This window comes from Streptomyces sp. NPDC048171 (assembly GCF_043202655.1).
GTDB lineage: Bacteria > Actinomycetota > Actinomycetes > Streptomycetales > Streptomycetaceae > Streptomyces.
Genome location: NZ_JBIDAU010000010.1, coordinates 1 through 23798, shown reverse-complemented (window position 1 = coordinate 23798; position 23798 = coordinate 1). Strand labels below are relative to the sequence as shown.

Sequence of the window (23798 nt, the reverse complement as noted above, 5' to 3'; positions counted from 1 at the left end):
GGGGCCCGGCCGCGTCCTGTGGCAGGTGCACAGGTGTCCGGGTCATCATGGCCGCACCGGCAGGGCGGACGCGGACGGGCAGGGAGCACGTGGAGACGAGGGACGAGGGGCGGTCACCGCGGTGGCTGCTGACGGCCTGGGGCGCCACACGGCTGTTGCTGCTGCTGTTCGTGCTGAAGGTGCTGGTCTTCCCCGGTCCGGACGTCACCAGCGACGTGTCCGTCATCTACCGGGGCTGGTGCGACATCCTGCGCACCGGAACGTTTCCGCTGGACGACGTCACCTGGCAGTACCCGCCGGCGGCGGCCTTCGCGGTCCTCTCCCCGGGGCTGCTGCCCTTCCTGACGTACGCCACGGCCTTCTTCGTCCTGGCCTGTGCCGTGGATCTGGCCGTGCTGGCGCTGCTGCGGCACGCGGGCCGGGGCGCGGGGCGCTCGCCGCGCGGGGCGTGGGTGTGGGTGGTGGGCGTGCCGCTGCTGGGCCCGACGGTGTACGCCCGCTACGACGTGATGGTCACCGCCGTCGCGGTGGCCGCGCTGCTGGCCGCGGGGCGGCATCCGCGGGTGGCGGGGGCCTTGGCGGCGCTCGGGGCGCTGCTGAAGGTGTGGCCGGCGCTGGTGCTGCTCGGCATGCGGGGGCGTGGGCCGTGGATCGCCGCCGCGGTGAGCGGGGCGGGGCTGGCCGCGCTGTTCGTGGTGACGATGCCGGGGGCGTTCGCGTTCCTGACGTTCCAGCGTGAGCGGGGCACCGAGGTGGAGTCGCTGGGGGCGCTGGTCTTCCACGTCGCCCGGCACTTCGGCTGGCAGGGCGAGGTGCTGCTGAACTACGGCTCGGTGGAGTTCCTCGGACCGTACGTGGGCGCGGTGAGCACGGTGGCCCTGGCGCTGAGCGCGCTCGGCTTCGGCTGGCTGCTCCTGTGGCGGCTGCGGGCGGCCCGGTTCGCGGCGCACACGGCGGCGGACGCGGCCTTCGCGGCGGTGCTGGTGTTCACGGTCACGAGCCGGGTGATCAGTCCGCAGTACATGGTGTGGCTGGTCGGCCTGGCGGCGGTCTGCCGGTGCTACCGGGCGACCCGGATGCGGGTGCCGGCCGCGCTGGTGCTGGCGGCGACCCCGGTGACGGCGCTGGAGTTCCCGGTCCTGTTCGCCGACGTCGTGGCGAGCACGCCTCTCGGCATCGCGCTCCTGGCCGTCCGCAACGGCCTGCTGGTGGCCGCCGCCCTGATCGCGGCCCGCGCCCTGTGGCGCGACACACGGCGACGCACTCCCGCCGCCCGGAGCGAACGGCTCACCACGACTCACCCCAGGGGCACGCCCGCCGTCGCACCGTGACCCGCGCCTCTCCCGTCACCGCCACCCGCGGAGCCGGGGCGGCGCAGCCCGGCTCGACCCGCAGCCCCTTTCGCCGTCGTACCACGGCCCCGTGTGGCGACCTCGCTGCCGCGCCCCCGGCCGACCCCGTCTTCCGTGAGCCCCCTGCCCGCCCGGGAGCAGGCCGCTTGGGCCCGGCCCGCCCCCGCCACCCGCTCAGCCGGCGGCCTCAGCCCAGCTCGCCGCGCAGGTACTCCCGCCAGCGTGCCGTGAAGTCCTCGGGTGTCGTCCCGAGGGTCTCGTCCATCGCCGCCTCCACCGCGCCCGCGCGCTCGTCGTGCGTGCCCACGGCGCGGTAGAACGCGTCCAGGCGGTCCTCGCCCCACTGATCGGCGATCATGCGGCAGGCCAGCCAGCCGCCCTCGTAGGCGCGGGCCAGTTCGCCGGCGTCGGCGGTGAAGCCGAAGTCCTCGTCCGTCGGCAGTGCGCCGGGCACCCGGCCCCCGGACACCTCGCCCCGCAGTTCGGGAGCGGCCTCGTCGGGGTCGCGGTCGCTGCCGCGGTAGCCGACCCAGTCGGCGTAGCCCTCGGAGAGCCATAGCGGGGTGGCGGCGGTGGTGTCGGCGCGGGTGGCGACGTGGGTGGTCTCGTGGGTGAGCACGACCTGCTTGCCGAGGCTGCCGAGCAGCCCGTACGCGTCGGGGTTGACGATGATCCGGTCCGCCGGGGCGTGCTCCCGGCCGCCCGTCTCCCCCGTGGTGACCGCGGCGATGCCCCGGTAGGAGGAGGCGGGCGAGCCCAGCAGGCCCGCCATGCCCTCCACGGACCGCGGGACGAGCACGACGACCCGGCGGGCCCAGTCGCCGTCCCAGGCGTCGTCGACGGCGGGCACCGCCCGGTCGGCGAGGCCGGCGAAGGCGCGCAGGGCGCCGGTGGACTGCCCGACGCCGAGCACCAGGCTGTGCGTGCCGCGCACCACCCGCACCACACCCTGGTCCCACGGCTGCTGGCCGGACTCCTTCGCGGGCCGGTCGGAGTCGACGGACCACTCCCCGTCCGCGCCGTCGCGGCTCAGCGCGACGGTGCGGTGCGCGGTCACGGCTCCCCGGTCGTAGCCGTCGACGCGGTAGCGCAGCTCGACCTCGGCGGTGGCGTTGTCGCCGCCGCGGTCCACGTCGGTCACCCGGTACGACCAGTCGGCCAGCGGAATGGCGCTCAGGTTGCCGAAGCCGGTCCCGGTGCCCGTTCGGGTGTAGGCGGCCCGGTCGTGACCGAGGACGGCCGCCGCGCGCCGGTCCAGCACCTTCTGCACCTCGGCCCGCACCGGGTCGGCGGTGACCCTGCCGCCGCAGGCCACGAGGGCGACCAGCAGCAGGCACAGCGCCACCACCGAGGAACCCGACACCCGCCATCGACCAGCCACCTTCCCGATCGTACGGGCGCGTGGCGGTACGGGTCACAGGGCGGCGTTCCGGATTCCGGTGCCGCGGCGGGTCAGACGCGGGTGATCGAGGAGACCGGCATCATGCCGACCGGGTCGTAGCGCACCGGCGCGCCGGGGTAGGGCGCGTGGATCACCTGGCCGTTTCCGGCGTACATGCCGATGTGGCTGGCGTCGTCGCGGTAGGCGACGAGGTCGCCGGGCCGGGCCTCGGACAGGGAGACCCGCTGACCGCTGCCGGACTGCGCCTGCGAGGTGCGCGGCAGGCCGACCCCGGCCTGGGCGTACGCCCACTGGGTCAGGCCGGAGCAGTCGAAGCCGGAGGGGCCGTTGGCGCCCCACACGTACGGCTTGCCGAGGGCGGCGCGGGCGGCGGCGAACGCGGCGCCCGCGCGGCCCGAGGCGGGGCCCCCGGCGCCGGTGAGGGCGGTCAGGTCCGCGCGGCCGGAGCGGGAGCCGCGCTCGTAGCCCGCGCGTTCGTCGTCCGGGAGGGAGTTGACCAGCGCGCGCGCCTTGGCGAGCTTGCGTTCCACGGTCTTCTTGTGGGCGGCGACGGCCTTGCGGCCCTTCTCCAGCTCGGCGAGCTTGCCGGCGGCCTCGGCGCGGTCCTGGGCGAGGTCGCGCATGGCCTGCTGGAGTTCGCGCAGCTCGCCCGCGTGGCGGCTGGAGATCCGGTCGAGGACGGAGGCCCGGTCCAGGTATTCGTCCGGGTTCGCGGAGAGCAGCAGGGCCAGCGACGGGTCGATGCCGCCGGAGCGGTACTGGGCGCCGGCCAGCGAACCGAGCGCGTCGCGCATGGAGTTGATCCGCTCCTGCTGCCGGGCGATCGAGTCCTGCGCGGTGCCGACCTCCTTCTGCAGGGCGTCGGTGCGCGCGTCGGCCTTGTTGTAGGCCTCGGTCGCCTGCTCCGCCTCGGTGTGCAGGCGGTCCACCTCCGCCCGCCGGTCGTCCTGCGGGGCGGCCGGGGCCGCGGGCGCGGCGGTGGCCGGTACGGCGCCCAGGACTGCGGCGGCGACGGAGAGCAGGCCGACGGCGGCGGCGGAGCCGCGATCGAGCCCGGACGGTGCAAGGCGGCGATGGGACCCCACGGGAAGCCGCACTCCTTCCGCTGGCGGACGGGGAAACGCGGCAGACAGTAACCCCGTGACGGGGCACCGGCCAACGACCTCAGGGCGCCGCGCACGGCGACGCCCCGCCGCTGACGCAGGTCACCGGCGGGGCGGGGGGTCCACGGGCCGTGCCGTGATTCGCCCGAACGGGCGGCATGGCGGGGGTGGTTCAGGGGTGGCGCGTGCTCCGGGTCAGACCCGCACGCCGAACATGAACGGGCCGCCGATGGTGCTCATCGACTCGTAGCGCACGACCGTGCCGGTGCGCGGCGCGTGCAGGACCTGGCCGTTGCCGGCGTAGAGGCCGACGTGGTGCAGGTCGTTGAAGAAGAAGACGAGGTCGCCGACCTGGAGCTGGCTCATCGAGGAGATCCGGGTACCCGCGCCGGTCTGCGCCTCGGAGGTGCGCGGGATGCCGACTCCGGCCTGGGCGTAGGCCCAGGAGGTCAGGCCCGAGCAGTCGAAGGAGGACGGGCCGGTGGCGCCGTAGACGTACGGCGTGCCTATCTTGCTCTGGGCGGCGGCGAAGGCGGCGGCGGCCCGGCCGGAGGCGGGCGTCCCCTTGCCGGAGAGGACCTCGCGCTCGCTGCTGCGGGTGGCGCGCTGCTCCTCGGCGGCGAGCGCGGCCTTCTCCTTCGCGGTGAGCGTGTTGAGCAGCTTCTGCGCGGAGGAGAGCTTGCCCTGGACTTCCTTCTTCTTGTTGCCCAGTTCGGTGCGGGTGGCGGAGAGGTCCTTGAGCTTCTCGGACGCCTCGGAACGCTGCTGGGCGAGGTCGCGCTGCTTGCCCTGGATCTTCTTCAGCGCCTCGACCTGCTGACCGCTGAGCTGGTCGAGGGTGGAGGCCTTGTCCAGGTAGTTGTCCGGGTCGGCGGAGAGGAAGAGCTGGAGGGAGGGGTCGATGCCGCCGGAGCGGTACTGGGCGCTGGCCATCGAACCGAGGCCGTCGCGCAGCTCGTTGAGCTCCTCCTGGCCGCGGGCGACGTTGTCCTGGATGGTGGAGATCTCCTTCTGGAGCTTCTCCTGCTTCTCCTTGGCGCCGTTGTACTTCTCGGTGGCCTTCTCGGCCTCCTCGTAGAGCTTGTCGACCTTGGCCTTGACCTCGTCCTTGCTCGGCTTCTCGCTCGGCGCGGCGTTGGCGGCCTGCGAGCTGAGAGCGACAGCGGCGGCGGCAGCGGTGGTGAGCACGGTCACGCGCGTGCGGCTCGGCTGCTTGGGACGACGGTGGGACGCCACGGAGACGAGCTCCTTCTTGAGAGGGATCACCCGTTCGAGGGTTCGAGGGCTGACCCTAGTGACCCACTCGTGATCAGTTCAAATCCTCCGCCGAAAAATCCTGGTTACGCACCGCATTCTTCGTCACAACTCACCTGCAGTGACGCTTGCCTGACGCTACGTTGCGTGACAGTTCCGTCAATTCAGGCATAGGGCGCCTACGTTGCGGTTGGTGCGGAAGTGAATGAGCGGCTAGGAAAGCCGCTTGAGGAGCACCACGGACGCCACCGGGCGTGCGCCGGCGCGCGCCACGCCGTCGGCCACCTCGCGGTCGGTCGAGACGACGATGACGGGCCGTCCCGGCGGCTCGGCGCGCACGAGTTGGCGGATCAGCTCGTCGGCGGTGACGCCGGGCTTGGAGAAGAGCACCCGCACTCCGCGCGGCGGCGCGAGCAGCACCGGCGCCGCCAGTTCGGCCCCGTCGAAGACGCAGGTCATCTCGGCGCCGGTCTGGGCGGCGAGCTGGGAGAGCTGGCCCAGCAGCCTGAGCCGCTGCTTCTCCAGCGGCATCTGGGGATAGCCGGTCTTGGTGACGTTGTAGCCGTCGACGACCAGGTGGGCCTGGGGCAGGGCGAGCAACTGGTCGAGGATGGCGGGGTCGTTCTCGGACAGGGCGCGCGCGGCGATGTCCTTCGGCGTCATCCGGCCGGGCTCGACCGCGTCCACGGTCTCGGCGGGCCGCACGGACACCGGAGGCAGCGCCAGCTCCCTGCGCAGCCCCTGGGTGGCGTCCAGCAGGGTGTCCAGGAGCAGCCGGACGCGCATGTCCTCGACGCTGCGCCCCTCGCGGGCCGCCTTGCGGGTGGCCTCCAGGGCCGCCTCCGCCTCCCCGAGGCGGGTCTTGAGCCGCCGGGACTCGCTCTCGGCGGCGGACACCTGGGTCTGACCCTCGGTGCGGACGGTGTCCATCTCGGCCTGGACCTTGCGCAGCGCGGCCTCGCCGCGCTTGACGTCGCTGAGGGCCGAGCGCAGCTTGCGGTGGAGCGTCTCGGTCTCCTTCTTCGCCGAATCCAGCTCGGCGCGCAGCCGCTCGGTCTCCGTCCGGGTGTGCTCCCGGGCCCGGGCCAGCTCCTCGTGCAGCCGCTCCAGCTCGGCGCGGCTCTCCTCGTCGGCGCGTTCGGCGTCCGCGCGCTGGGCCTCCTCGCCGGCCGCGGTCACCAGCTTCACCCAGCCGTGCGGGCGCAGCACGTAGGCCGCGGCGGCCACGTCGAGCGGGTCGGCGGCGGGCGGCGGGGAGCCGGCTTCCAGGGCGCCGGCCAGCTCAGGCTGGGCGTCGCGGAACTTCTCGCCGATGCGCTGGCGGAACAGCGGGTCGCTCTCCACGGCGGCGGCCATGGCGTTGCCGGCGAACTTGGCCCTGCGGTTGGGGGCGAACCTGGCGTACTGCCTCAGCTGTGCGGGCAGCTCGGCGAGGGTGAGTCCACCGAAGCCGTCGGACACGATCTGCACGACTCTGCGGCGCACGCCGTCGGGCAGCGGGCGGTCGAGCACCTCGGCGGCGCCGTCGCCCGGCTCCCCGTCGTGTGTCTCCACCATCCGTCATCCCCATGTCTCAGGGCGGTCCCGGCCGGGGACCGCCTCGTGCGGGAACCGCTCCGCTCAGGAGGCGGCACCCGGCCTGTCCACGAGTTCCACCTGGTCCACGGCGTTGCACCAGCGGCACCGCACCGACTCGACGGTCTCGCTGAGCACCTCGCGCTCCTCGACCTTCGGCTCGCCGGCCAGGTCGAGGTGGACGTACTCGACGACCTTCGAGGCCCGGGTCACGTCGAATCGGGTCAGGTTGCCGCACAGGGTGCAGCGCCACCGTGTCGTGTCCGTCGGCAGGGGAACCGTCATCGTGGCTGTTCGCTCTCTTCCAGTGTCGGTGACGCGCCGGGCTCCCCCGGTGCGTGTGGCTCGTAACCCTACGGCCTGGCGGGTACCCGTCGCCCGCGTGTCCACGGCGGCGAGGCGGTATGGGCGGTTGCGGCCCGTTACGTCATGCTCTGTGTCCATGATCGGTAACTGGAGCAGGACGGCCCTCGGGACGGCTCGAACGCTCGGCACGGCCCTTGCGCCACGGGGCCGCACGGCGCCGGTGACGTACACGCTGATCACGCTCTGCTGTGTGCTGTTCCTGGTCAGCCCGGCGGCGGGCCTCAATCCGGTGTACGGCACCGGGGAGGAGCTGCTGGCCGCGCAGCGCGCGTACTTCCGGCGCTGGGGCGTGATCCCCGCAGAACTGTTCGAGGGCTCCCCCGGTTCCGCGCTCACCCCCGCCACGGCGCTGTTCGTCCACGGCAGCTGGGTGCATCTGCTGGGCAACATGCTCTTCCTGTACGTCTTCGGCGCGATGACCGAGGAGCGCATGGGCCGGTTGCAGTTCGCCCTGTTCTACCTCGGCTGCGGCTACCTGGCGCTGCTCGGCTACGCGGGTGCGAACGCCCACTCCCAGCAGTCCCTGGTCGGCGCCTCCGGGGCGATCTCGGCGATCCTCGGCGCGTTCCTGTTCCTCTTCCCCCGCGCCCGGGTGACCAGCCTCCTGCCCTTTCTCCTCTTCCTGCCCCTGCGCTTCCCGGCCTGGCTGGTCCTCCCGTTCTGGGCGGCCCTCCAGTGGATGGCGGCGGGCCGCGCGGGCGACGGCCCGGGGGTGGCGTACCTCGCCCACCTGGTGGGCTTCGGCCTGGGCTTCACTTACGCGTGGGTGCGGTTCGGGCGTACGACTAGAGTGAAGAGCGTTCCAGTGGCGGCCCCCGAGGGAGAGAACCAGCCGTGATCAGCGCGATCGTGCTCATCAAGACCAGCGTGGACCGGATTCCCGAGATCGCGGAGCAGATCGCCGCGCTGGAGAGCGTCAGCGAGGTCTTCTCCGTCACCGGCACCTACGACCTGATCGCCATGGTGCGGGTGAGCCGGCACGAGGACCTGGCCGACGTCATCCCGGGCCGGATCAGCAAGATCCCGGGCGTGGAGGGCACCGACACCCACGTCGCGTTCCGGACGTACTCGCAGCACGACCTGGAGGCGGCGTTCGCCATCGGGCTCGACAGCTGAGCCGACGCTCCGCGGGCCGTCGCGGATGAAGGGTTCTTCATGCGGGACTCATCGGAACCACCGGGTTCCGGGCGCAGCATCGGACGTATGGTCTTCTCCCGCCGGATGGCGGCACTCGCCGCCGTCGTCCTGATTCCACTCGGTATCGCCGCGACCAGTTTCGCCCTCACCGACAGTCCGCAGGAGCCGAGGGTCCCGGCCAAGGTGGAGCTGGAGAGCGGCTCCCCCAGCCCGGCACCGGCCTCCTCCTCGCCCGAGCCCACGCCCAGCGACCAGGTGGTGACCCGGCCGCCGGTGACGGACGGCCCTTCGGATGACGACGATGACGACGACCGGGGCCGGGAGGCCGACGACGGAACCGGAGACGACGGGGCCGACGGCTGACCGTGAACGCCGACGGATCTCGGCCCGGGTCCGCATCCTGCTCTGGCTGCTGCTCGTGATGGCGGTCGCGCTCGCCTCGGTGGCGGCGACCACCCGCTCGATCCTGCTGCGCGACACCGACCAGCGGATCAACGGCCTGCTCGCGCAGGAGGCCGGCGAGTTCGCCAACTTCGAGGAGCAGGGGTTCGACCCGGAGACCGGCCGCCCCTTCACCGACCCGGGCCGGCTGCTGCGGGTCTTCCTGGAGCGGCAGTACGCCGACCTGGACGAGGAACTCGTCGGTCTGGTGGGCGAGGTGGGCAGCAGGCCCACCCAGATCATCCAGCAGCGCGAGATCCCGGTCGACCGCCCCCTGCACGAGGACGCCGACGCCCGGCGCCGCATCCACGCCTCGCCCGACTCCACCGGCACCCTGGAGCGGCCCGAGGGCGAGATCCGCTGGGCCAAGGTCACCGTGGCCCGCTACGGCGGCGAACCGGCGGCCGCCTTCGTGGTCGCCTTCCACCCGGGGCGCGAACAGGCCCGCGCGGACGAGGTGTTCCGCGTCCTGCTCGCCATCTCCGGCGTCGCCCTGCTGATGACGACCGGCATCGCCTGGGTGGTCGCCGGCCGCATCCTCAAACCGGTGCGGCTCGTGCGCGCCACGGCCGCGCAGCTCACCGAGCAGGACCTGACCCGGCGCATCCCGGTGCACGGCCACGACGACGTCGCCGCCCTGGCCGAGACCTTCAACGCCATGCTGGACCGGCTGGAGCGCGCCTTCGCCACCCAGCGCCGGTTCGTCGACGACGCCGGCCACGAACTGCGCACCCCCATCACCATCGTGCGCGGTCACCTGGAGCTGATGGGCGACGAGCCCGCTGAGCGCGAGGAGACCGTCCGGCTCGTCACCGACGAACTGGACCGGATGAGCCGCATCGTCGAGGACCTGCTGCTGCTCGCCAAGGCCGAACGCCCCGACTTCGTCACCCCCGAACCGGTGCAGCTGGCCGAACTCACCGCCGACGTCTACGTCAAGGCCCGCACCCTCGGGGACCGGGACTGGGTACTGGCGGAGGTCGCCGACCGGGAGGCACGGCTCGACCCGCAGCGGGTCACGCAGGCCATGGTGCAGCTCGCGCAGAACGCGGTGCAGCACACCACCACCGGCCAGACCATCCGCATCGGCTCCCGCACCGACGGCGCCCGCGTCGAGCTGTACGTCGCCGACTCCGGCCCCGGTGTCCAGGCGCAGGACGCCGAGGTGATCTTCGAACGGTTCCGGCGCGGCACGGCCCGGCGCGGGGTGCGCGGCACGGGCGCCGGGCTCGGCCTGTCGATCGTCCGCGCGATCGCCGAGGGCCACGGCGGCCGGGTCGGCCTGCGCGCCACCGAGGGCGGCGGCGCCACCTTCGTACTGACACTGGACTGACTCCGGAAGAGGCACGCCCATGAACCGCATCCTCATCGTCGAGGACGAGGAGCGCATCGCCTCCTTCGTCGAGAAGGGCCTGCGCGCCAACGGCTTCACCACCGCCGCCGTCGGCGACGGCGAGACCGCCTACGAGTACGCCCTCACCGGCGGCTTCGACCTGGTCGTACTGGACATCGGGCTGCCCGGCCGGGACGGCTTCACCGTCCTGCGCGAGCTGCGCGAGGCCCGGGTGACGACCCCGGTGATCGTGCTGACCGCCCGGGACTCGGTCCGGGACACGGTGGCCGGCCTGGAGGGCGGCGCCGACGACTGGATGACCAAACCCTTCCGCTTCGAGGAACTGCTCGCCCGGGTGCGGCTGCGGCTGCGTACGGCGGCCCGCGCACCGGAGGTGACGGTGCTGAAGTCGGGGGCGCTCAGCCTCGACCTGCGCACCCGCCGGGCCCGCTCCCAGGGGCGTACGGTCGACCTGACGGCCCGTGAGTTCGTGCTCCTGGAACTGTTCCTGCGCCATCCGGGGCAGGTACTCTCCCGCGAGCAGATCCTGTCGCACGTGTGGGGCTACGACTTCGACCCGGGCTCCAACATCGTGGACGTCTACGTGCGGGCGCTGCGCAAGAAGCTCGGGGCGCAGCAGGTGGAGACCGTGCGCGGGATGGGGTACCGGCTGCCGGCCTGGTGAAGTTTCCTTCATGTGACGCTCATCGACGGCTCACCGCACCCGTGAACCCTCGATGACGTGACGTTGAACCTCCGCCTCGCGGCGGCCCTGTGCGTGGCGCTGTCCCTGTGCGCGCTGCTGGCGGTCCCCGCCAACTTCCCCGCCCTGGGCGGCGACGCGCGGCTCACCCTGGCCGTGTTCGCGCTGGCGACCTGTGCCTGGATCGGCACGCCGATCGACGACACGTACATCGCGCTGGGCGCGGGGCTCGCGCTGACCGCGACCGGAGTGATCAGCAGCGACACCCTCTTCGGCACCCTCGGGGACGCCACGGTGTGGCTGCTGATCTGCGCCTTCGTGCTGGCGGCCGCGGTCGCGCGGACCGGGCTCGCCGGTCGGGCGGCGGCGTTCCTGGTCGGTGGGGCGCGCACCGTACGGCAGTTGACGCACCTGACGACGGCCGCGCTGGTCGTGACCGCGTTCGCGGTGCCGGCCACGTCGGGCCGGGCGGCGCTCGCGCTGCCGGTGTTCCTGGCGCTCGCCAAGGCCCTCGCGGACCGGAAGCGGCTGGTGGTGATGCTGGCGCTGCTGTTCCCGACGGTGATCCTGCTGTCGGCGGTCGCCACCCTGATCGGCGCGGGAGCGCACCTGATCACCGTGTCGGTGCTGTGGGAGGCGACCGGTGACCGGATCGGGTTCACGCAGTGGCTGCTGCTGGGGCTGCCGCTGGCGGTGGCGTCCTCCCATCTGGCCGCCGAGACCGTGCTGCTGACCACCACGCGCCGCGCCGACCGCGCGGGCCCGGTCCACATCACCGCCGAGGAGATACAGCGGCACAGCGAGAGCCCGGTCACCGGCCCCTGGACGCAGGCGGAGAAGCGCTGCGCCCTGCTGCTGGCGACGGTGGTGGCGCTGTGGTGCAGCGAGCCCCTGCACCACGTGTCGCCCGCCGTGGTGGCGCTGATCGGGGCGGTCGTCGCCTCCTCCCCCGCGCTGGGCACCGTACGGCTCAAGGACGCGCTGAAGACGGTGCCCTGGTCGCTGCTGCTGTTCATGGCGGCGACCATGGCGATGGGCGTGGCGCTGGCGGACTCCGGGGCGGCGAAGTGGCTGGTGTCGGGGCTGCCCGCCCACGTGGCGCCGGCCGTCTTCCTCGGGGTCGTGGTCGCGGTGAGCACGGCGGCCCACCTGGTCCTCCAGTCCCGCTCGGCGCGCTCGTCCGTGCTGGTCCCGCTGGTGATCGCCGCGGCCGTCGGCGCGGGGGTCAACCCGGTCGCGGCGGCGCTCGCGTCGACCGCCGCGGCCGGCTTCTGCCACACGCTGCCGGCCTCCGCCAAGCCGGTCACGCTCTTCTCCGACCTCCCCGGCACCCCCACCTACACCCCGCGCGACCTGTTGCGGCTGTCCGCCGTCCTGGCCCCGCTGACCGCCCTGCTCGTGCTGTTCTTCGCCGCCGCCGTCTGGCCGCTGCTCGGCGTGCCCGTCACCCGATGAAGGAGTCCGCCATGTCCGCCACGTTCGCCATGTCCTCAGCGCCCTCACCCCCCTCCCTGCTGGGCCGCGTCGTCGTCGCCCCCAGCGGCTTCAAGGAGTCCCTGTCCGCGCAGGCCGCCGCCGACGCCATCGCGGCCGGTGTCCGCCGGGTGCTGCCGGCCGCCGAGATCGACCGGATCCCGCTGGTCGACGGCGGTGAGGGCACGGCCGTGGCGCTGGCCGCCGCGACTGGCGGGCGGCTGGTCGCGCTGGCCGCCACCGGACCGGTCGGCGAGCCCGTCGGCACCCACTTCGCGCTGCTCGGCGGCCGGGACACGGCGGTGGTGGAGATGGCCGCGGTCGCGGGTCTGTCCCTCGTCCCCCGAGCCCTGCGCGACCCCGGCGCGACGACCACGTACGGCGTCGGCGAGCTGATCGGTGCCGCGCTCGACACCGGGGTGCGGCGGATCCTGGTCGGCTGCGGCGACTCCGGTACGTCGGACGGGGGCGCGGGGGCGCTCCAGGCGCTCGGGGCGCGGCTGCTGGACGCGGACGGCTTCGAACTGCCGCCCGGCGGACGCGAGCTGGTCCGCCTGGCCCGCGTCGATCCGTCCGGCCTGGACCCGCGGCTGAGGGACACCGAGCTGCTCGTCGCCTGCAACCCCTACAACGTGCTGTGCGGCGAGCGGGGCGTGGCCCGGGTGTTCGGCCCGCAGAAGGGGGCGACGCCCGCGCAGGTGGAGCAGTTGTCGGCCGGTCTGGAGAACTGGGCGCGCGTCCTCACCCGCGACCTCGGGGTCATCGGCACGGACCTGCGGGACGGCCCCGGCACCGGTGCCTCCGGCGGGCTCGGCGCCGGGCTGGCCGCGGTCGGCGCCCGGCTGCTGCCCCGCTTCGACGTGCTGCTCGACCACCTCGACCTGGACGCCCGCCTCGCCCGTGCCGACCTGGTGCTCACCGCCGAGGGCGCCCTGGACCACCAGACGCCGCGCGGCAAGGTCCCGGCGGAGGTGGCCCGGCGCGCCAAGCTCTACGGCCGGCCCGTCCTCGCCCTGGCCGGCACGCTCGGCGAGGGCGCGCACGAGGTGCCGGGGGTGGACGCCTGCCACGGCATCATGCCGGCGCCGATGGCCCTGGCGGACGCGCTGCTGCGGGCCGCGGAGCTGCTGACGGACGCCACGGAGCGGGCGTTGCGGATGGTTCTCCTGGGGTCGCGGCTGCCGGGCCGGACGGCTCAGGCGGCGGAGCTGCCCAGGGCGGCGGAGGTGTCCGGCACGCAGCGGCCGTCCTCGGTGCGGTAGCTCCACCGGGCGCCCTCGCTGACCAGCTCCCCGACGGCGTGCACGAACCGCTCGACGTGCTCGTCCGGGGTGCCCGCGCCGAAGCTCACGCGGATGGCGTTGAGGGACTTCTCCCCCGGCGCCGCCTCCGGGGCGCCGCACTCGCCCTGCGCCCCGGGCTCGCCGCCGAGCAGGGTGCGCACCAGCGGGTGGGCGCAGAACAGGCCGTCGCGCACCCCGATGCCGTACTCGGCGGAGAGCGCGGCGGCGAAGTGGGAGCTGTTCCAGCCGTCGACGACGAAGGAGAGCACGCCCACGCGGGGCGCGTCGTCACCGAAGAGGGAGAGAATCCGTACCTCGGGCACCTCGGCGAGGCCCTCCCGCACCTTGGCGATCAGGTACTCCTCGCGGGCGACCAGCGAGTCGAACCCGGCCTCGGTGAGCGCCTTGCAGGCGGAGGCGATCGAGTAGGCGCCGATGACGTTGGGCGACCCGGCCTCGTGCCGGGCGGCGCTCTCGTGCCAGCGCACGTCCACACCGCCGTCGGCGCGCCGGGTGACGCTGCGGCTGGCACCGCCGCCGGCGAGGTACGGCTCGGCCTCGCGCAGCCAGTCGGCGCGGCCGGCCAGCACGCCGGAGCCGAACGGGGCGTACAGCTTGTGCCCGGAGAAGGCGACCCAGTCGACGTCGAGGTCGCGCACGCTCACCGGGTGGTGCGGGGCGAGCTGGGCGGCGTCCAGCACGATCCGGGCGCCGTGCGCGTGCGCGGCGGCGGCCAGTTCGCGCACCGGCCACAGCTCGCCGGTGACGTTGGAGGCTCCGGTGACGCAGACCAGGGCGGGCCCGTACGGCTCGCGGGCGGCGAGGGCACGCTCCAGGGTCTCGACGGCCTCGGTGTGGGTGCGGGGGGCGTCGAGGTAGGTCACGTCCGCGTCGCGCCAGGGCAGCAGCGAGGCGTGGTGCTCGGTCTCGAAGACGAAGACCCGGCAGCCGGCGGGCAGCGCGCCGGCGAGCAGGTTGAGGGAGTCGGTGGTGGACCGGGTGAACACGACCTGGTCGTCCTCGCGGCAGCCGAGGAACTCGGCGACGGTGTCGCGGGCGTTCTCGAACAGGTCGGTCGACAGCTGCGACAGGTACCCGGCCCCGCGGTGCACGCTGCCGTAGTACGGGGCGTAGGCCGCCACGTCGTCCCAGACCCGCTGGAGCGCGGGGGCGCTGGCGGCGTAGTCGAGCGCGGCGTAGGTGACCTCGCCGCCGGTGACGAGCGGGACGGTGACGTCGCGGCCCAGAACGGGCAGCGGGGTGGCGACAGCGGTGGGTACGGACATGGCGGACTCCCGTGAGGACCAGCGCGGAGCAGGGCGCTGTGAAAGAGAAGAAGAAGGTGTGCGGAGGCGGGGCTCTGCGGCCCTATCGCATTCGCTGGTTCACGGGAGACTCCCTCGGACGACCCAGGACCCCTGGTTCCGCGAGGGGTCCGCGCTTGCCGTGAACCTTGCTGTCCACGACCTGGTCTTCACCCGGGGCACCCCGCCACGGACGGAGGGTTGCCGGACAGTCGGCCGGGGCCTCATGACTGTCACTCATGACCTGTCGAAAAACCTATGGGAACTGATCGGCGTCCCGCAACCCGAGTCCGGATCGCGGGACGCACGTCACACGGTGGGGCCTACGCGTTGCTGCAAGCCACCCAGCGGTCCAGGGCGCGCTTGGCGGCGCCCGAGTCGATCGCCTCGGCCGCCCGGTCCATGCCGCCCCGGATGCGCTCCGCCAGCGGGCCCTCGCCGCCCTCCAGGGCGACCAGGGCGGCCGCCGAGTTCAGCAGCACGGCGTCCCGCACGGGACCCGTCTCGCCGTTCAGCAGGCGCCGGGCGACGTCGGCGTTGTAGGAGGCGTCGGCGCCGCGCAGGGCTTCCACCGGTACCAGGTCGAGACCGACGTCCCGCGGGTCGAAGGTCTCCTCGGTCACCCGGCCGTCGCGCACCACCCAGACCCGGGAGGTGGCCGTCGTCGTCAGCTCGTCGAGGCCGTCGTCGCCCCGGAAGACCAGGGACGAGTGGCCGCGCTCGGCGAAGACACCGGCGATGATCGGGGCCATCCGGGCGTGGGCGACGCCGATCGCCTGGGCCTTGACCTTCGCCGGGTTGGTCAGCGGGCCGAGGAAGTTGAACACCGTGCGGATGCCGAGCTGACCGCGCGCCGAGGCCACGTGGCGCAGTGCCGGGTGGAACTTCACGGCGAAGCAGAAGGTGATGCCGGCCTCGTCGGCGACCTCGGCTACCCGCTGCGGCGTCAGCTCCAGATTGACGCCGAGCTTCTCCAGGACGTCGGAGGCCCCCGACGCGGAGGAGGCCGCCCGGTTGCCGTGCTTGACGACCTTCGCGCCGGTGCCGGCCACGACGATCGCCGACATGGTGGAGATGTTGACCGTCTTGGCGCCGTCGCCCCCGGTCCCGACGATGTCGACGGTGTCGCCCGGCACCTCGATGACGTTGGCGTGCGCGTACATGGTGCGGACCAGACCGGAGATCTCCTCGACGGTCTCGCCCTTGAACCTCAGGCCCACCGCGAGGCCGGCGATCTGCGCGTCGGTCGCCTCCCCGCGCATGATCACGTCCAGTGCCCAGGCGGTGTCGTCCTGGGAGAGGTCGTGGCCGTCCAGCAGCCGGTTCAGCAGGGCGGGCCAGGAGCGGCCGCCCGCGGTGTCGCCTCCAGCGGGGGTCACAGCGCTCATGGCCGCTCCTGATGGTCGTGAGTAGTGGAGAAGAGGTGTGGTCCCACCCTATCCAGCCCCGGGCACGGCGAAGGGCCCCGTCCGCGGAACGGACGGGGCCCTTCGACCGTGGTGTGGCGACGCAGGAGGGTCAGTGGTGGCCGTGGCCGCTCGTGATCTCCTTGTACTCCTCGACGGTCGGCTTCGGAATCTGCGACTCCTCGCCGTAGTACGACTCGCTCAGCTTGGCGCGGAGCTTCTCGCCGCGCGACACCTTGCGCTCGACGCCGTTCTCGTCGACCGTCGGGCCGATCTCGGCCGGCTTGTACTGGTCGTGCGCGGTGAGGGTGTGCAGCTGCTCCTGGCTGAGCGGCTCGTGCACCTCGATGAACTCACCGTGCGGCAGGCGCTTGATGATGCCCGACTCGCGGCCGTGCAGCACCTTCTCCTTGTCCCGGCGCTGGAGGCCGAGGCAGATCCGCTTGGTGGCGATGAACGCGAGGACCGGTCCGACGAAGAACGCGATGCGGACGAACCAGGTGATCGCGTTGATCGACAGGTGGAAGTGGGTGGCCCACAGGTCGTTGCCGCCACCGATCAGCAGCACGAAGTACACGGTCATCCAGGCGACGCCGAAGGCGGTGCGCGTCGGGGCGTTGCGCGGGCGGTCCAGGATGTGGTGCTCGCGCTTGTCCCCGGTGACCCAGGACTCGATGAACGGGTAGACCGCGATCGCGACCAGCACCAGCGGGAAGATCAGCAGCGGGATGAACACACCCAGCGCGAGGGTGTGACCCCAGAAGTTGATCTCCCAGCCCGGCATCACGCGGATCAGGCCCTCGGAGAAGCCCATGTACCAGTCGGGCTGTGCGCCGGTGGAGACCTGGTCCGGCCGGTAGGGGCCGATGGCCCAGATCGGGTTGATCGTGGCGATGGCCGAGACGGCGGCGATCACACCGAAGACCAGGAAGAAGAAGCCTCCGGCCTTCGCCATGTACACCGGCAGCAGCGGCATGCCGACGACGTTCTTGTTGGTCTTGCCGGGACCCGCGAACTGCGTGTGCTTGTGGTAGAAGACCAGGATCAGGTGGCCGACCACCAGGCCGAGCATGATGCCCGGCAGCAGCAGGATGTGGATCGAGTAGAACCGGGCCACGAAGTCGTGTCCGGGGAACTCCCCGCCGAACAGGAAGAACGAGATGTACGTGCCGACGATCGGCACGGACAGGATCGCGCCCTCCATGAAGCGGATACCGGTGCCGGAGAGCAGGTCGTCCGGGAGCGAGTAACCGGTGAAGCCGGTGAACATGCCGAGGACGAGCAGCAGGAAGCCGAACAGCCAGTTGATCTCACGCGGCTTGCGGAACGCGCCGGTGAAGAAGACGCGCATCATGTGCACGAACATGCCTGCCAGGAAGATCAGCGCCGCCCAGTGGTGGATCTGCCGGATGAGCAGACCGCCGCGGACGTCGAAGCTGATGTCCAGCGTGGAGGCGTACGCCTCACTCATCAGCTGGCCCTGGAGGGGCACGTACGAGCCGTGGTACGTGACCTCGTTCATCGACGGGTGGAAGAACAGCGTCAGGTACACACCCGTGAGGATGATGATGATGAAGCTGTAGAGGCAGATCTCACCCAGCATGAACGACCAGTGGTCGGGGAAGATCTTGCGCATGTTGGCCTTGGCCAGGGAGTAGATCCCCAGCCGGCCGTCGGCCCAGTCGGCGACGCGCTCGCCGGCCGGTGCCTTCCCGCGAGAGCGCGGGGCTTCGTTGGGTGTAGTACTCATCCGCGCTCCCAGAAGGAAGGACCGACGGGCTCGTCGAAGTCGCCGAGCGCTTCGAGGTACCCCTCGTCGTTCACGCCGATGCGCAGCTGCGGCAGGGCGTGACCCGCGGGACCGAAGATCACCCGGGCACCGTCGGCAAGGTCGAAGGTGGACTGGTGGCAGGGGCAGAGCGCGTGGTGCGTCTGCTGCTCGTACAGGGAGATCGGGCAACCGACGTGGGTGCAGATCTTCGAGTACGCCACGATGCCCTCGTGCGACCACTCGAGCTCGCGCTTGTCCTTGATGGCGTCCGGCTCCAGCCGGATGATCATCAGGGCCGCCTTGGCGATCTCGTTCATGAACCCCTCGTCGTGCTCCTCCAGGCCCTCGGGCTTGGCGAAGGTGAGGGAGCCCACCGCGACGTCGGCGGGACGCAGCGGCTCGTTGGTGTTCATGTTGACGAGCAGCTTGCCCTTGGACCACATGGTGTGGCGGAGGCTGGTGCCGGGCAGCGGGCCGAGGTCGCGCAGCAGGACGACGCCGGAGAGCGGCACCAGGGTGAGCGCGCCCAGCATCGTGTTGCGGATCAGCTTGCGGCGCCCGATCACGGACTCCTTGGCGCCCTGCTTGAAGTCCGCGTGGACCTTGGCACGGGTCTCGGTGTCGGCCTCGATCGCGTGCCGCTCGTCGGCGACCTCCTCGTCGGACATCAGGGTGCGGGCCCAGTGGACCGCGCCCGCGCCGATCGCGAACAGCGCGACGCCGAGCGTCATGCCGAGCGCGAAGTTCAGCGCGCTGATGTGACCGAGCGGCCAGATGTAGACCGGCTTGTCGACCGGGATCGCCACGAACGAGGCGATGAAGCCGACGGTGGCCAGCATCGACACCGTGAACAGCAGGGCGACCGTGCGCTCGGACCGCTTGGCGGCCCGCTCGTCGATGTCCTGGATCCGGTGCTCGTGGGGCGGCAGCCCCGGGTCGGCGAACGGGTTCTCCTCGTCCGCGACCTTCACCGCACCGTGCGCGTGGCCCTGCTCAGCGGGCAGGTTCTCTTCTGGAATGTCTTGGCTACTCATGACTTCTTGGCCTTTGCGGTCCGAGCGGCGACCCAGACGGCGACCGCGATCAGCGCGCCCAGTCCGAAGACCCACGCGAACAGACCCTCGCTGACCGGACCCAGTCCGCCGAGGCTGAGGCCACCGGGCTCGACGGTGTCGTCACCGTTGACCGCGTCCAGGTAGGCGATGATGTCCTTCTTGTTCTGCTCCGACAGCGTGGTGTCGGGGAAGGAGGGCATGTTCTGCGGGCCGGTCTGCATGGCCTCGTAGATGTGCTTGGGGTCGACACCCTCGAGGGTCGGCGCGTACTTGCCGTGCGTCAGGGCGCCGCCCTTGCCGGTGAAGTTGTGGCACTGCGCGCAGTTGGTGCGGAACAGCTCGCCGCCCTTGGCGATGTCCGCGCCCTCCGGGCCGTACTTCTCCTCCGAGGGGACGGCGGGACCGGCACCCAGCGAGGCGATGTAGGCCGCGAGCTGGTCGATCTCCGCCTGGGAGTAGATGACCTTCTTCTTCGGGACCTGCGCGCCGGGCTGCTGGGCCGGCATGCGGCCCGTGCCGACCTGGAAGTCGACGGCGGCGGCGCCCACGCCCACCAGGCTCGGGCCGTCGGTGGTGCCCTGCCCTCCGGTGCCGTGGCAACTGGCACAGCCGACGGCGTAGAGCTTCTTGCCCTCGTCGATGGCGAGGGACTGGGCGGTTTCATCGGCCTGCGCCTTGCTCGCGGGTGCGAACGCGGCGTACAGCCCCCCTGTGCATGCCAGCGCGAGGAGTAGGACGACGAGCGCCGCCAGCGGATGGCGTCGTCGTGCGGAGAGCTTTTTCACGGATTACCCCGGTGTCAGGATCTTCTGCGTCGATGCTTCTGGTATTGCGCGGGTGCGTGCCGCGACTACTTGATCATGTAGATCGTGGCGAAGAGGCCGATCCAGACGACATCGACGAAGTGCCAGTAATAGGACACGACGATGGCCGCGGTCGCCTGCTCGTGGGTGAACCTCCGGGCCGCGTAGGTGCGGCCGAGGACCAGCAGGAAGGCGATGAGGCCGCCCGTCACGTGCAGTCCGTGGAAGCCGGTGGTCAGGTAGAACGCCGAGCCGTACGGGTCGGACGAGAGCGAGAGACCCTCGTGCTTGACCAGCTCGGTGTACTCGAACACCTGACCGCCGATGAAGATCGCACCCATCACGAAGGTGACGATGAACCACATCCGGAGCTTCTTCACGTCACCGCGCTCGGCCGCGAACACGCCGAGCTGGCAGGTGAGGGAGGAGAGCACCAGGATCGTGGTGTTCGTCGCGGAGAACGGGAAGTTCAGCGCGTCGGCCTTCTCGGACCAGAAGTCCGGGCCGGTCACCGATCGCAGGGTGAAGTACATCGCGAAGAGGGCCGCGAAGAACATCAGCTCGGAACTCAACCAGATGATGGTTCCGACGCTGGTGAGGTTCGGCCGGTTGACCGACGGGTGCGCGTGCCCGGTTTCTACTGTCGTTGCTGTCGCCACGACCGACATTATGTCGGTCGCTTATCCCGCCCTCACCCCGGGGGGTGCCGTTCGGAGTGTCCGCCCCGTCTGTACTGCCCGTATGGCCCATCGAACGGCCCGTCGAAGGCGTGTCCCAACCGGTGTTGACGAGGTGTTCAAGGGAGTAGCATCCGCCCCAACGGGCTACGACAGCCACGACTGCCTTACCGGTCTTCACCGCGTATCGGAGGAAGCATGCAGGCGACCGCCACGGTGCTGGTCTACAGCGACGACTCCAACACCCGCGAACAGGTGCGGCTCGCGACCGGCCGCCGGCCGGCTCCGGACGTCCCCGTGGTCGAGTTCGTGGAGTGCGCCACCCCCGCCGCCGTGATCAAGGAGCTGGACAAGGGCGGGATCGACGTCTGCGTGCTGGACGGGGAGGCCGTTCCCATGGGCGGCATGGGGGTCTGCCGCCAGATCAAGGACGAGGTCTTCATGTGCCCGCCGGTGCTGCTGCTGATCGCGCGGCCGCAGGACGCGTGGCTGGCCACGTGGAGCCGGGCGGAGGCCGCTGTGACGCTGCCGGTGGAGCCGGTGGAGTTCGCGGGTGCGCTGGCGGCGCTGTTGCGGGAGAAGAGGCTTCAGGGCGTTTAGGGCGCCCAGGGGGTGGGGGCGCGGGTTGTGTGGCGGGTGCGGCTGCGTCGTGGCTTGTCGCGCCCACGCGGCGGAGCCGCATATCGACACAGCCCCGCGCCCCTGGGTGGGTCAAACCACTGTCGGGCGTAGGCGGGCCGTCTCCTGGTTGTTCGAGGCGGTTCCCGTGCCGCCCGTCAGGGCGCTGCCCGTGCGCCACTTGTTCCAGTCCAGGTTCCAGTCGCCGAAGCCGTTGCCGAACGGCTCCATCATCTCGCCGCCGGAGTTGACCACCTCCACGAGGTCGCCCTCCTGGACGGCCTTGAAGAACCACTCCGCGTTGGCGGTGCTCATGCCGACGCAGCCGTGACTGACGTTGGCCGAGCCCTGGGAGCCGACGGACCAGGGGGCGGCGTGCACGTACTCGCCGCTCCAGGTGACCCGGGTGGCGAAGTGGACCGGCAGGTCGTACGACTCCGAGGAGCCCTCGGCGATGCCCACGGTGGTGCTGCGCATGCGTACGAAGGGTTCCTTGCCGAGGACGACCTTGACGCCGTTGCGGGTGTCGAAGCCGGGCTTGCCGGTGGTGACCGGGATCTGCTTGATCTCCTTGCCGTCCTGGAAGAGCGTCAGCGTGTGTGCGGCGGCGTCGGTGACGGCCACCACCCGGTCGTCCGTGGTGATCTTCAAGGGCTTGGCCGCGCCGCCCCACATCCGGTCGCCGACCTTGATGCCGTCGAGGGTGCTGCGGACCTCGATGGTCGCGTGCGCGGGCCAGAACTCCTTCGGGCGGTAGTGGAGCTTCTTGTCGTCCACCCAGTGCCACGCGCCCTCCACCGCGGGCGTGGAGTCCACCTTCAGCGCACGCTCCACTATGGCCCGCTGCGCCTTGTCCCGGACCGGCTGGCTCAGCTCCGCGGTGACGGGCTGGCCGACCCCGTACGCGCCCGCCTTGGGCCCGAAGGTGATGCCCAGCGTCTTCTTGGCGCCGGGCTTGCCCGTCTCGAAGGTGAGCACCTTGCGGCCGGGCGCCCCGTCGTCGTCCTCGGTGCTGACCCGCACCGTGTAGCTGGCGTTGGCGGCCAGGGGTGAGGTGCTGTGCCAGCGGGCGCCGTCCGCGGACAGCTCACCGGCGACGTAGCGGCCGGACGCGTCCATGGCCGTGACGTCCGTGATGCGCCCGTCGGCGCCCTCGGCCACGACCTCCAGGGGTTTGTCCGGGTCGGCCTTCTTCCCGGCGTCCGTGGGGCCGTTGAAGGAGATCTGGCCGGCCGCGTCGTAGGGCGAGGCGGACAGCGGGTTGTCGTTGTCGCCGGTGCAGGCGGTGACGCCCGCGCCGAGGGCCATCACCAGCAGGGTGCAGCCGACGACCGTACGCCCCCGCGCCTGGAAGTGAACCGTGTCGCTCATGACCTCACGCTAGGGAGCCACGTCAAGGACGGCACGGTGGGTAATCCGGACGAGTGAATGGCGTCCGGCATACGAAGGGCCCGGACCTCCTGACGGAGTGTCCGGGCCCCTCTGTGCTCAGCGCGTGCTACTGGGTGCGGTTCTCACCGCGGTAGTACTCGAAGACCCAGCCGAACAGGCCGACCAGGATCACCGGTGCCGAGAAGTACATGATCCACCAGCCGACGGCCACGCCCAGGAAGGCGAGCGCACCGCCGAGACCGAGCGCGAGCGGCTGCCAGCTGTGCGGGCTGAAGAACCCGACCTCGCCGGCGTCGTCCGCGACGTCCGCCTCCTTGTTGTCCTGCGCACCGACGTCGACCCGCTTGGCCGTGAAGGCCAGGTAGAAGCCGATCATGATGGACAGGCCGAAGGCCAGGAAGAGCGCCGTGGTGCCGGCCGGCTCCTTGGACCAGTAGCCGTAGACGACCGCCACGACGAGGATGAAGACGCTCAACCAGATGAACATCTTGCCCTGGATCTTCACTTCCCGGCCTCCTTGCCGCCGGCGAGGGTCTTCTCCCCGTGACCGACGTTCTCCAGCTGGTCGATCGCCGAGATCTCGGGGTGGTGCAGGTCGAACGCCGGGGATTCGCTGCGGATGCGCGGCAGGGTGAGGAAGTTGTGCCGCGGCGGCGGGCAGGAGGTCGCCCACTCCAGCGAACGCCCGTAGCCCCACGGGTCGTCCACCTCGACCGGCTTGCCGTACTTGGCCGTCTTCCAGATGTTGTAGAAGAACGGCAGGATCGACGCGCCGAGCAGGAACGAGCTGATCGTCGAGATCGTGTTCAGGGCGGTGAAGCCGTCGGCCGCCAGGTAGTCGGCGTACCGGCGCGGCATGCCCTCGGCACCCAGCCAGTGCTGGACCAGGAACGTGCCGTGGAAGCCGACGAAGAGCGTCCAGAACGTGATCTTGCCCAGGCGCTCGTCCAGCAGCTTGCCGGTGAACTTCGGCCACCAGAAGTGGAAGCCCGCGAACATCGCGAACACCACCGTGCCGAACACCACGTAGTGGAAGTGCGCCACCACGAAGTACGAGTCCGAGACGTGGAAGTCCAGCGGCGGCGAGGCCAGGATGACACCGGTCAGACCACCGAAGAGGAAGGTGATCAGGAAGCCGGTGGACCACAGCATCGGTGTCTCGAAGGACAGCGAGCCCTTCCACATGGTGCCGATCCAGTTGAAGAACTTCACACCGGTCGGGACCGCGATCAGGAAGGTCATGAAGGAGAAGAAGGGCAACAGGACGCCGCCCGTGACGTACATGTGGTGCGCCCACACCGTCACCGACAGACCCGCGATCGCGATGGTGGCCGCGACCAGACCCGTGTA

23 protein-coding genes and 1 riboswitch are annotated in these 23798 nt (G+C 71.6%); of the genes, 9 read left to right on the top strand and 14 right to left on the bottom strand.

Translation table 11 applies throughout. The features are described 5' to 3' along the window. Positions 1–89 precede the first annotated feature (89 nt). The gene (locus tag ACGF3J_RS27160) at positions 90–1331 is read left to right on the top strand and encodes a glycosyltransferase family 87 protein (RefSeq protein ID WP_161328675.1); all 1242 of its coding nucleotides are present in this window, start codon (positions 90–92) and stop codon (positions 1329–1331) included. 208 nt (positions 1332–1539) lie between these two features. Here ACGF3J_RS27160 and ACGF3J_RS27155 read toward each other — a convergent pair whose 3' ends face one another. The 5 genes from ACGF3J_RS27155 to ACGF3J_RS27135 all read right to left on the bottom strand — a co-directional run bounded on the left by ACGF3J_RS27155 (position 1540) and on the right by ACGF3J_RS27135 (position 6971). Continuing rightward, positions 1540–2733 carry a hypothetical protein gene (locus tag ACGF3J_RS27155; protein WP_346346100.1) on the bottom strand — a complete coding sequence of 398 codons (1194 nt, stop codon included), beginning with the start codon at positions 2731–2733 and terminating at the stop codon, positions 1540–1542. Positions 2734–2804: 71 nt separating this feature from the next. Further along, the gene (locus tag ACGF3J_RS27150; RefSeq protein WP_393854985.1) at positions 2805–3839 is read right to left on the bottom strand and encodes an NlpC/P60 family protein; all 1035 of its coding nucleotides are present in this window, start codon (positions 3837–3839) and stop codon (positions 2805–2807) included. 213 nt (positions 3840–4052) lie between these two features. After that, positions 4053–5093, bottom strand: a complete 1041-nt coding sequence (locus ACGF3J_RS27145) for a C40 family peptidase (protein ID WP_161328673.1) — start codon at positions 5091–5093, stop codon at positions 4053–4055. Between the two features lie 231 nt (positions 5094–5324). Further along, positions 5325–6668 (bottom strand): NYN domain-containing protein, encoded by a 1344-nt coding sequence (locus ACGF3J_RS27140; protein WP_393854984.1) that lies wholly within the window; start codon positions 6666–6668, stop codon positions 5325–5327. Between the two features lie 63 nt (positions 6669–6731). Beyond that, positions 6732–6971: a hypothetical protein gene (locus tag ACGF3J_RS27135; RefSeq protein WP_064727475.1), complete on the bottom strand. Its 240-nt coding sequence runs from the start codon at positions 6969–6971 to the stop codon at positions 6732–6734. A 157-nt stretch (positions 6972–7128) separates the two neighbouring features. On the opposite strand from ACGF3J_RS27135, the gene ACGF3J_RS27130 reads away from it, so the two are divergent. The 7 genes from ACGF3J_RS27130 to ACGF3J_RS27100 all read left to right on the top strand — a co-directional run bounded on the left by ACGF3J_RS27130 (position 7129) and on the right by ACGF3J_RS27100 (position 13401). Further along, positions 7129–7890: a rhomboid family intramembrane serine protease gene (locus ACGF3J_RS27130; protein ID WP_393854983.1), complete on the top strand. Its 762-nt coding sequence runs from the start codon at positions 7129–7131 to the stop codon at positions 7888–7890. After that, positions 7887–8168 (top strand): Lrp/AsnC family transcriptional regulator, encoded by a 282-nt coding sequence (locus tag ACGF3J_RS27125; RefSeq protein WP_122614980.1) that lies wholly within the window; start codon positions 7887–7889, stop codon positions 8166–8168. Before ACGF3J_RS27130 ends, ACGF3J_RS27125 begins: the two co-directional genes overlap by 4 nt. Before the next feature lie 87 nt (positions 8169–8255). Continuing rightward, the gene (locus ACGF3J_RS27120; protein WP_393854982.1) at positions 8256–8552 is read left to right on the top strand and encodes a small secreted hydrophilic protein; all 297 of its coding nucleotides are present in this window, start codon (positions 8256–8258) and stop codon (positions 8550–8552) included. Further along, positions 8491–9963 (top strand): ATP-binding protein, encoded by a 1473-nt coding sequence (locus ACGF3J_RS27115; RefSeq protein ID WP_393854981.1) that lies wholly within the window; start codon positions 8491–8493, stop codon positions 9961–9963. Before ACGF3J_RS27120 ends, ACGF3J_RS27115 begins: the two co-directional genes overlap by 62 nt. A gap of 19 nt (positions 9964–9982) precedes the next feature. Next, a complete protein-coding gene (locus ACGF3J_RS27110) occupies positions 9983–10648 on the top strand; it encodes a response regulator transcription factor (protein WP_393854980.1) in 666 nt (221 codons plus the stop codon). Positions 10649–10705: 57 nt separating this feature from the next. Next, a complete protein-coding gene (locus tag ACGF3J_RS27105; RefSeq protein ID WP_393854979.1) occupies positions 10706–12121 on the top strand; it encodes an SLC13 family permease in 1416 nt (471 codons plus the stop codon). An 11-nt stretch (positions 12122–12132) separates the two neighbouring features. Next, entirely contained in the window at positions 12133–13401 is a 1269-nt protein-coding gene (locus tag ACGF3J_RS27100; RefSeq protein WP_393854978.1) for a glycerate kinase, read from the top strand. Here the strand turns inward: ACGF3J_RS27100 and ACGF3J_RS27095 are convergent. From ACGF3J_RS27095 to ACGF3J_RS27070, 6 genes are all read right to left on the bottom strand, one after another. Then, positions 13335–14708: an aminotransferase class V-fold PLP-dependent enzyme gene (locus tag ACGF3J_RS27095; protein ID WP_393854977.1), complete on the bottom strand. Its 1374-nt coding sequence runs from the start codon at positions 14706–14708 to the stop codon at positions 13335–13337. The genes ACGF3J_RS27100 and ACGF3J_RS27095 overlap by 67 nt on opposite strands. A gap of 146 nt (positions 14709–14854) precedes the next feature. Beyond that, a riboswitch (SAM riboswitch) is annotated at positions 14855–14971 on the bottom strand. A gap of 78 nt (positions 14972–15049) precedes the next feature. Further along, complete coding sequence (gene trpD / locus ACGF3J_RS27090) at positions 15050–16114, bottom strand: anthranilate phosphoribosyltransferase (protein ID WP_393854976.1); 1065 nt, start codon at positions 16112–16114, stop codon at positions 15050–15052. Positions 16115–16244: 130 nt separating this feature from the next. Further along, entirely contained in the window at positions 16245–17882 is a 1638-nt protein-coding gene (locus ACGF3J_RS27085) for a cytochrome bc complex cytochrome b subunit (protein ID WP_161328658.1), read from the bottom strand. Beyond that, the gene (locus tag ACGF3J_RS27080) at positions 17879–18937 is read right to left on the bottom strand and encodes a ubiquinol-cytochrome c reductase iron-sulfur subunit (protein WP_307011479.1); all 1059 of its coding nucleotides are present in this window, start codon (positions 18935–18937) and stop codon (positions 17879–17881) included. Before ACGF3J_RS27080 ends, ACGF3J_RS27085 begins: the two co-directional genes overlap by 4 nt. Next, positions 18934–19743, bottom strand: coding sequence for a c-type cytochrome (locus tag ACGF3J_RS27075; protein WP_064727485.1), 810 nt, complete (start codon positions 19741–19743; stop codon positions 18934–18936). The genes ACGF3J_RS27080 and ACGF3J_RS27075 overlap by 4 nt, the downstream gene beginning before the upstream one ends. A 65-nt stretch (positions 19744–19808) precedes the next feature. After that, the gene (locus ACGF3J_RS27070) at positions 19809–20429 is read right to left on the bottom strand and encodes a heme-copper oxidase subunit III (protein WP_064727486.1); all 621 of its coding nucleotides are present in this window, start codon (positions 20427–20429) and stop codon (positions 19809–19811) included. Between the two features lie 207 nt (positions 20430–20636). Between ACGF3J_RS27070 and ACGF3J_RS27065 the strand changes: the two genes are divergently transcribed. Beyond that, the gene (locus ACGF3J_RS27065; RefSeq protein ID WP_122614988.1) at positions 20637–21038 is read left to right on the top strand and encodes a response regulator transcription factor; all 402 of its coding nucleotides are present in this window, start codon (positions 20637–20639) and stop codon (positions 21036–21038) included. Between the two features lie 111 nt (positions 21039–21149). Here the strand turns inward: ACGF3J_RS27065 and ACGF3J_RS27060 are convergent, their stop codons facing one another. From ACGF3J_RS27060 to ACGF3J_RS27050, 3 genes are all read right to left on the bottom strand, one after another. After that, positions 21150–22427, bottom strand: coding sequence for an Ig-like domain-containing protein (locus ACGF3J_RS27060; protein ID WP_393854975.1), 1278 nt, complete (start codon positions 22425–22427; stop codon positions 21150–21152). A gap of 127 nt (positions 22428–22554) precedes the next feature. Continuing rightward, positions 22555–22953 (bottom strand): cytochrome c oxidase subunit 4, encoded by a 399-nt coding sequence (locus ACGF3J_RS27055; protein ID WP_064727489.1) that lies wholly within the window; start codon positions 22951–22953, stop codon positions 22555–22557. Then, positions 22950–23798, bottom strand: an 849-nt coding sequence (locus ACGF3J_RS27050; protein WP_393854974.1) for a cbb3-type cytochrome c oxidase subunit I, incomplete at its 5' end; no start/stop codon positions are given. The genes ACGF3J_RS27050 and ACGF3J_RS27055, both read right to left, overlap by 4 nt.

What these genes read in the sequence shown, in the direction of transcription:
- ACGF3J_RS27140 (WP_393854984.1), bottom strand. Translation starts at nt 6,668, where the DNA reads ATGGTGGAGACACACGACGGGGAGCCGGGCGACGGCGCCGCCGAGGTG.
- ACGF3J_RS27135 (WP_064727475.1), bottom strand. Translation starts at nt 6,971, where the DNA reads ATGACGGTTCCCCTGCCGACGGACACGACACGGTGGCGCTGCACCCTG.
- ACGF3J_RS27130 (WP_393854983.1), top strand. Translation starts at nt 7,129, where the DNA reads ATGATCGGTAACTGGAGCAGGACGGCCCTCGGGACGGCTCGAACGCTC.
- ACGF3J_RS27120 (WP_393854982.1), top strand. Translation starts at nt 8,256, where the DNA reads ATGGTCTTCTCCCGCCGGATGGCGGCACTCGCCGCCGTCGTCCTGATT.
- ACGF3J_RS27115 (WP_393854981.1), top strand. Translation starts at nt 8,491, where the DNA reads ATGACGACGACCGGGGCCGGGAGGCCGACGACGGAACCGGAGACGACG.
- ACGF3J_RS27110 (WP_393854980.1), top strand. Translation starts at nt 9,983, where the DNA reads ATGAACCGCATCCTCATCGTCGAGGACGAGGAGCGCATCGCCTCCTTC.
- ACGF3J_RS27100 (WP_393854978.1), top strand. Translation starts at nt 12,133, where the DNA reads ATGTCCGCCACGTTCGCCATGTCCTCAGCGCCCTCACCCCCCTCCCTG.
- ACGF3J_RS27095 (WP_393854977.1), bottom strand. Translation starts at nt 14,708, where the DNA reads ATGTCCGTACCCACCGCTGTCGCCACCCCGCTGCCCGTTCTGGGCCGC.
- trpD (WP_393854976.1), bottom strand. Translation starts at nt 16,114, where the DNA reads ATGAGCGCTGTGACCCCCGCTGGAGGCGACACCGCGGGCGGCCGCTCC.
- ACGF3J_RS27085 (WP_161328658.1), bottom strand. Translation starts at nt 17,882, where the DNA reads ATGAGTACTACACCCAACGAAGCCCCGCGCTCTCGCGGGAAGGCACCG.
- ACGF3J_RS27080 (WP_307011479.1), bottom strand. Translation starts at nt 18,937, where the DNA reads ATGAGTAGCCAAGACATTCCAGAAGAGAACCTGCCCGCTGAGCAGGGC.
- ACGF3J_RS27070 (WP_064727486.1), bottom strand. Translation starts at nt 20,429, where the DNA reads ATGTCGGTCGTGGCGACAGCAACGACAGTAGAAACCGGGCACGCGCAC.
- ACGF3J_RS27065 (WP_122614988.1), top strand. Translation starts at nt 20,637, where the DNA reads ATGCAGGCGACCGCCACGGTGCTGGTCTACAGCGACGACTCCAACACC.
- ACGF3J_RS27060 (WP_393854975.1), bottom strand. Translation starts at nt 22,427, where the DNA reads ATGAGCGACACGGTTCACTTCCAGGCGCGGGGGCGTACGGTCGTCGGC.